Source organism: Clostridium liquoris (genome assembly GCF_002995785.1).
GTDB lineage: Bacteria > Bacillota > Clostridia > Clostridiales > Clostridiaceae > Clostridium_AO > Clostridium_AO liquoris.
Genome location: NZ_PVXO01000005.1, coordinates 201,059 through 207,566, shown reverse-complemented (window position 1 = coordinate 207,566; position 6,508 = coordinate 201,059). Strand labels below are relative to the sequence as shown.

5 protein-coding genes and 1 pseudogene are annotated in these 6,508 nt (G+C 33.9%); 4 read left to right on the top strand and 2 right to left on the bottom strand.

The window, feature by feature from the left end; translation table 11 throughout:
- The 4 genes and pseudogenes from CLLI_RS14395 to CLLI_RS01380 form a co-directional block, all read left to right on the top strand.
- Positions 1-367 (top strand): annotated as a pseudogene (locus CLLI_RS14395) (hypothetical protein); the annotation flags it as partial.
- A gap of 304 nt (positions 368-671) precedes the next feature.
- Entirely contained in the window at positions 672-2,081 is a 1,410-nt protein-coding gene (locus CLLI_RS01390) for a M20 family metallopeptidase (RefSeq protein ID WP_106062468.1), read from the top strand.
- A 66-nt stretch (positions 2,082-2,147) separates the two neighbouring features.
- Positions 2,148-2,867 carry a DUF5058 family protein gene (locus CLLI_RS01385; RefSeq protein WP_106062467.1) on the top strand — a complete coding sequence of 240 codons (720 nt, stop codon included), beginning with the start codon at positions 2,148-2,150 and terminating at the stop codon, positions 2,865-2,867.
- Between the two features lie 20 nt (positions 2,868-2,887).
- Positions 2,888-3,598, top strand: coding sequence for a hypothetical protein (locus tag CLLI_RS01380; protein WP_106062466.1), 711 nt, complete (start codon positions 2,888-2,890; stop codon positions 3,596-3,598).
- Positions 3,599-3,692: 94 nt separating this feature from the next.
- Here the strand turns inward: CLLI_RS01380 and CLLI_RS01375 are convergent, their stop codons facing one another.
- Positions 3,693-5,282: a type I restriction-modification system subunit M gene (locus CLLI_RS01375; protein WP_106062465.1), complete on the bottom strand. Its 1,590-nt coding sequence runs from the start codon at positions 5,280-5,282 to the stop codon at positions 3,693-3,695.
- A 35-nt stretch (positions 5,283-5,317) separates the two neighbouring features.
- A complete protein-coding gene (locus tag CLLI_RS01370; protein ID WP_106062464.1) occupies positions 5,318-6,502 on the bottom strand; it encodes a restriction endonuclease subunit S in 1,185 nt (394 codons plus the stop codon).
- Positions 6,503-6,508 lie beyond the last annotated feature (6 nt).

Sequence of the window (6,508 nt, the reverse complement as noted above, 5' to 3'; positions counted from 1 at the left end):
AATTGTTTCTAAAGAATTTAGACACAAATGGTTATTTCCTGTTCAATGCAAAAATTGTGATAAATGCCCAATGAAAAGCAATCAAACTTATTACACAAAAACTTTGGATAATCCTAGGTATTTTACTCCTATATTAAGAGGCTCTAAACAATGGAAGGTTCTTTATAAAAGGCGCTCTACCACTGAAAGATGCTGGGATAGAATAAATAACGATTTCCATGCTGAAGATGCCATTGTTTATTCTGCTGAACGCAGAATAATAAGAGTATTTCTAGGAGCATTTAATTGTTTTATAGATGCTTGGGCTTCGGAAAAACCAGTATCAATTTCTGATATTTTCCCATGTCTAAATAACATTGCTGCATAATTCAAAGCTATATTAAATTTAATAACCAGCCTACGGCTTTTTAAAATTGTGTGTCTAAAAGCCTTTTTGTCATACAGTAAATTAAATTCATAATGTTTTTCTATCCAAATAAGCACTTTTATTACAACCCCTAGTAATTGTTAATTATTGTTTTTCGAATACACTAAAGTTTAGTAGTTTATCACATTACTAAATGTTATGACTACATAACTAAAAAGCATTAACACTAGGCTGAAAATCAATGTTATTATAAAGGAAATACAATATAGTGTCAATATTCAAATAATTTGTAGGAGGTTTTTTTATGATTACTAAAGAAACATTAATAAAATTCCTAGATAGCAGAGTTAAAGATTTCTCAAAAATCAGTGATAAAATTTGGGAATTTGCCGAATTACAATTTAAGGAGGAAAAATCCTCGGAGCTACTTTCTAGCTTCTTGGCAAATGAAGATTTTACCATAGAAAAAAATGTTGCAGGCATTAAAACCGCATTTATTGGCAGCTATGGTTCCGGGAATCCCGTTATTGGTATTTTAGGAGAATTTGATGCCCTTTCAAATATGAGCCAAAAAAGTGGTATAGCATGTAAAGGGTCCCTAGTGGATGGCGCTCCTGGTCATGGATGTGGTCATAATCTTTTAGGGACAGGTTCTCTAGCAGCCTGCATTGCAATTAAGGAATACTTAAAAGAAACAGGTATGAAAGGAACTATAAAATTCTTCGGTTGCCCTGCTGAAGAAGGCGGTGCAGGTAAGGTATTTATGGTGCGAAGTGGTTGCTTTGAAGGCGTAGATGTAGCTATGACATGGCACCCTGCCTCACAAAATATAGTTTGGAAGGATAGTAGTTTAGCAAATAATCAAGCCTATTTCAATTTTAAAGGTATAAGCTCCCATGCCGCAGCATCACCTCATCTAGGGCGCAGCGCATTGGATGCCGTAGAACTCATGAATGTAGGGGCTAACTATCTTAGAGAGCATATTATTTCAGATGCAAGACTCCATTATGCTGTTACAAATACCGGTGGTACAGCTCCAAATATTGTACAAGCTGAAGCAACAGTACTTTATCTTATGAGAGCACCACAGTCAAACCAAGTGAGAGATATTTATAACAGAGTTTGTAAGATTGCTCAAGGAGCCGCTCTCATGACTGGGACTAAGGTAGAAATCGAATTCAATACTGGTGTTTCTGAATTCAAACCAAATATTCCATTAACAGGGCTACTAGAGAAAAACCTGAAAAGGATCCTGCCTATAGATGGTTATACCAATGAGGATATTTCCCTTGCTAAATCTATAACTGATACAATACCTTCTATAGATACTTTCTTGTCTAGGCTTGAAGATAAAAAACTTGCAGAGCATATCAGGGAAACTGGCATCTGTAATGGATTCATAGAAAATATAACTGGACTTGGCAGCGGCTCTACAGATGTGGGGGATGTTAGCTGGGTAGTGCCTACAGCACAGTTTACTACCTCCTGTGCAGCTTGCGGAACTCCTATGCACTCATGGCAATTTGTTGCTCAGGGGAAATCAAACTTAGCACATCAAGGCATGCTTACTGCTGCTAAGACAATGGCATTATCTGCCTTTGATATTTTACAAAATCCACAAATATTAAAAGAAATTAAGGAATCTTTTGAAAATGATTTAAATGGTGAAAAATATATTTGTCCAATTCCACCAGAAATCTCACCAAAATATTAAATTTAGTATCAGCTTTTGTTTATACTCTTAAACTTGTATGAAATTAAAAATTTAGGAGGGTTTATCATGGCAAAAGAACATTTAGCTATAGCTAATAGTAATATTATGCTACTTTTATGTAGTGTTACTATTTTAGTAGTTTTAATTCAGCCTATTATATTTATGAAAATAGCATGGAAAAGAGGAAAAAATGTTGGCTTAACTAGCGATGAAATGAAGACAGCTACCAAAAGCAGTTCAATATTTGCTATTATACCATCACTTCCCATCATTATCAGCTATTTGATGTTAGTACCTGCTCTCGGTAAGTTTTTCCCATGGTTAAGACTTAGCGTAGTTGGTTCCGCAACTTACGAAACCATGGCTGCCAATATGGCTGCTGAAGCATTTGGCTATGAAAATATCTTTACAGCCAGCTTTCCACCTGATGTATTTATTGCCATTGTAGCGGTAGTTAGCATAGCTATCCTAGGTGGTAATATATTTAATCTTTTATTTTTAAAAAAATATGATGAGAAAGTTAAAAATGTAAAATCCTTAAATAGCGCTGTTGTTCCAATTATGACCACAGCAATGTTTCTTGGTATGTATGGAGTATTTACTGCTCCACATATAAGCAATGTCAAAAACCCATTATCTATAACAACTTTAATTATATCCGGTATCGCCTCTCTTATTTTTGGAAAGCTTTCAGAAAAATATAAATCACTTAAAGAATTTTCTTTCTCTTTAAGTATTATTACTGGAATGGCTTCCGCTTGCTTGCTAAATCTTTTTTTAAAATAATAACTTAGGGGGTTAATATAATGGAAACTAATATGAAAGATTTTTCAAAATTAACACATAGGGTTGGAAGGATTACAGTAATGTTAGCGCTTACATGTTTTACTATGCTTCCTGTAGTTTTAGCGCTTTATTATAAAGTTAACGTAAACGTAGCTATAGTTTTTGCTAACGCTGTACCAATGTTTATCACCTTTGCTACAGTGGCTGTTTGTGAAAATCTCTCTTATGAACCTATTATAGGTGCAGGGGGTCTTTATGTTGCCTGTGTAACTGGGAATGTAAGCAATCTTAAAATTCCTGCTGCCCTAAATGCTATAGAAGTTGCTGGATGTGAACCAGGAACTGAAAAAGGTGATGTGCTGTCTATAATCGCCATTTCTGCTTCATCTATTGTAACAGTTATTATAGTTTTCTTAGGAATGTTGTTTCTTGCTCCTCTTATAGAGCCACTATTTAATAACCCATATATACAGCCAGCATTTAACAATCTCATTCCTGCTTTATTCGGCTCAATCATGGCTCCATTCATTATAAAAAATAAAAAGGAAAGTATTTTACCTGTAGTACTGCCAGTTATATTTTTACTTATTGTTTCAAGGGAAAAATATGCTACTATTCAAGGGTATGTAATGCCTATATTCATATTAATTTCAATGGCATACTCCTATTTGTTAAATAAAGATTTATTTAAAAATACTAAAAATACTAAAAATAATAGTCAAAATATTTAGAAATATGTAAATTAAGGGGCTGTGGCATTAAGGATAAATACTACAATATATTGTATATAAATTCCTTAGTACCGCAGCCCCATTACCAACAAATCTAATTTTTTACACCTAAAATCTTCAATTGTTCATTAATCTCTGCTTCAAGTTCTGCAATTTCCTTATTATCTTGTTCTAACTGCTTATTTACTTCATCTAAATCAATTGGAGCCTCTTCTTCAAAAGTGTCAACATAACGCGGAATATTCAAGTTAAACTCATTTCCCTTGATTTCCTCAATTGATGCCACGTGAGCATATTTATCAACATCTTTACGTTCTTTAAATGTATTGATGATTTTATCTATATTTTCATTACTTAAGTTATTTTGATTCTTACCTTTCTCAAAATCATTACTTGCATCAATGAACAATATGTCTTTCCTTTTGCGATTCTTCTTAAATACTAAAATGGTTGTTGGTATGCTTGTTCCATAGAATAAATTAGCTGGTAGACCTATAACCGTGTCAAGATAATTTTTTTCAATGAGAGTTTGACGAATTTTGCCTTCTGCTGCACCACGAAACAGCACACCATGAGGCAAAACAATAGCCATTGTGCCAGTGTTGTTTAAATGATATATACTGTGCAATATAAAAGCGTAATCCGCCTTTGAGGATGGTGCTAATTTCCCATAATCGCTAAAACGTGGATCTTTTAATTTGGTTTTATCATTATCCCATTTTGCAGAATATGGTGGATTTGCAACCACTGCATCAAAACTGCGTGGGTGATCAATCCCCTTTCCATCTGGTCCATCTGGCCAATCGCTTTCCAGAGTATCAGCATTATTTAGTGTCATATTATTATAAGGTACATCGTGCATCATCAAGTTCATACGAGCCAAGTTATAAGTTGTTGTATTCAACTCTTGACCAAAGTACTTTATAGGAGTACCATTAGGCAATTCTTGTCCGACAGTAAGTAGTAAGGATCCTGAGCCCATTGTTGGGTCATATACATTGAAGAATTCATCTGATTTTTCTACACCATTAGTAACTAATTTAGCTAAAATCTTGCTTACTTGATGAGGTGTATAGAATTCTCCACCTTTTTTACCCGCACTTGCAGCAAATTGACCTATTAAGTATTCATAGATTTCACCTAGAATATCTTTTCCATCCTCTCCCTTGTACTCAATTCCATCAACTAACTTAACTATATTGTTAAGTGATTTTGCACGTTCATTTGTAGAACTTCCAAGACGTGAATCTCCCAAGTTAATATCGTTGAATATACCACGAAAATCTTTCACTGCTTCTTTATTTAATTCCGCATTTTTATTAAAGTTATCAAAAATAGTTTGGTAGTCACTCGGAATAACTTGTGCATCATTAATTTTATTAATCAGGGACTCCCATGTATCATTTGGCGCAATTGCATACCCCAAACTTAATGAAATATCTTGTAAATAGTCATTTAAATCCTCACCTGCCGCTTGTTTTAAGTAAGCATCATTGATAGACTCTCCCTCTGCAACATCAATAACGTTATTTCCCACTAAATACTGCTCTTGATGTTCTGAAAGGTATCGATAAAACATAAATGCCAATATATAGTTTTTGTATTCTGACGCATCCATTGTGCCACGCAGTTCATTTGCCATAGCCCAAAGTTTACTAGTAATTGTTTGTGAATTATTACCCATTATCTTTATTTCCTTTCTCTTTTAAAATTATTTGTTTATATAAACATCTGTTGTAGCAATGATTTCTTTTGTTCTTTTATATGATTTAATTTACGTTGATGAAGGACAATAAGGTGGTCAAGTTCTACAAAAAGGTTTCCTATTCTTGTCTGTTCCTCTGTTTTTGGAGCTTTATAATTATATACATTTAATTCATCACGATTGATTTTTGGCATTCCTGTCCGAGTCGAAACAGATACTGAATATTTATAAAAATCATTAGTCTGGAGTACAGAATATAAGAAATTTTGTACCACTCCATTCTTAGTATTTAATATATAAGAATCAGCACTAGCAAGCCCTTCAAATGGCGCAATTGCATACTTTCCAAGCTGCGGATTAATCTTTCCATAGATTATATCGCCTTTGTAAAAATGAAATTTCCCACTTATCAAATTGCTGTCCTTAACCTTCATTACATTATCTAAAATTTTCCCTGTAAATGACTCAATGTTTCCTGGACCGATATGTGGTAATTCATCATAGCTGCCTGTCTTTGGATCCACCATATTTGTAGATATATCTGCAGTCTCTTCCCAATTACGCTGTTCCCAAGGGTCAGTAAATCCTGGGAAACGAAGTTCTGGAAAACATTCTCCATTTTTCGGGAACATTTTTTGTAACAAACTTTTCTTCTTATCTTGCAAGTGATTTAACTTACGTTGATGAAGGGTGATAAGGTTGTCAAGTCTATTTAATAAATCAGAAATTATGTTTTGTTCTTCTATAGTTTTAGGAAGTGAAACAACAATTTCGCTCATTACATTATTCATTAACTTTGGGTTTCCAACTTTTGAAACATGCTTACATGAAATATTATTTAGCGCTTCTGAAACCATCTTATTTGCATATCCATCATCAGACAACAAAACTCCGCAAACATTAGTACAATAGAACTTCCCGTCACGATAATTAACCGTTCCAGCATTAGCTCCGTCAGTTGTCCACGTGATAGCATTTTCATAAAGAAAGTCTTTGTAATACCCCATTAAACCATTATCTTTTGTCTGAGATGAGTAAACTGGATAAGGCATTTCATCAGTTTTCTTATCCATAGTTTCAGTAGCTGCAAGAACATATCCACGAGTTACTTTGAATATGTCTTTAACCTTACGCTGTTCCCAAGGGCTAGTGAATCCTGGAAACCTTATTTTAGGTACATTTTCTTTGTTTTTGTCCATTTTGTC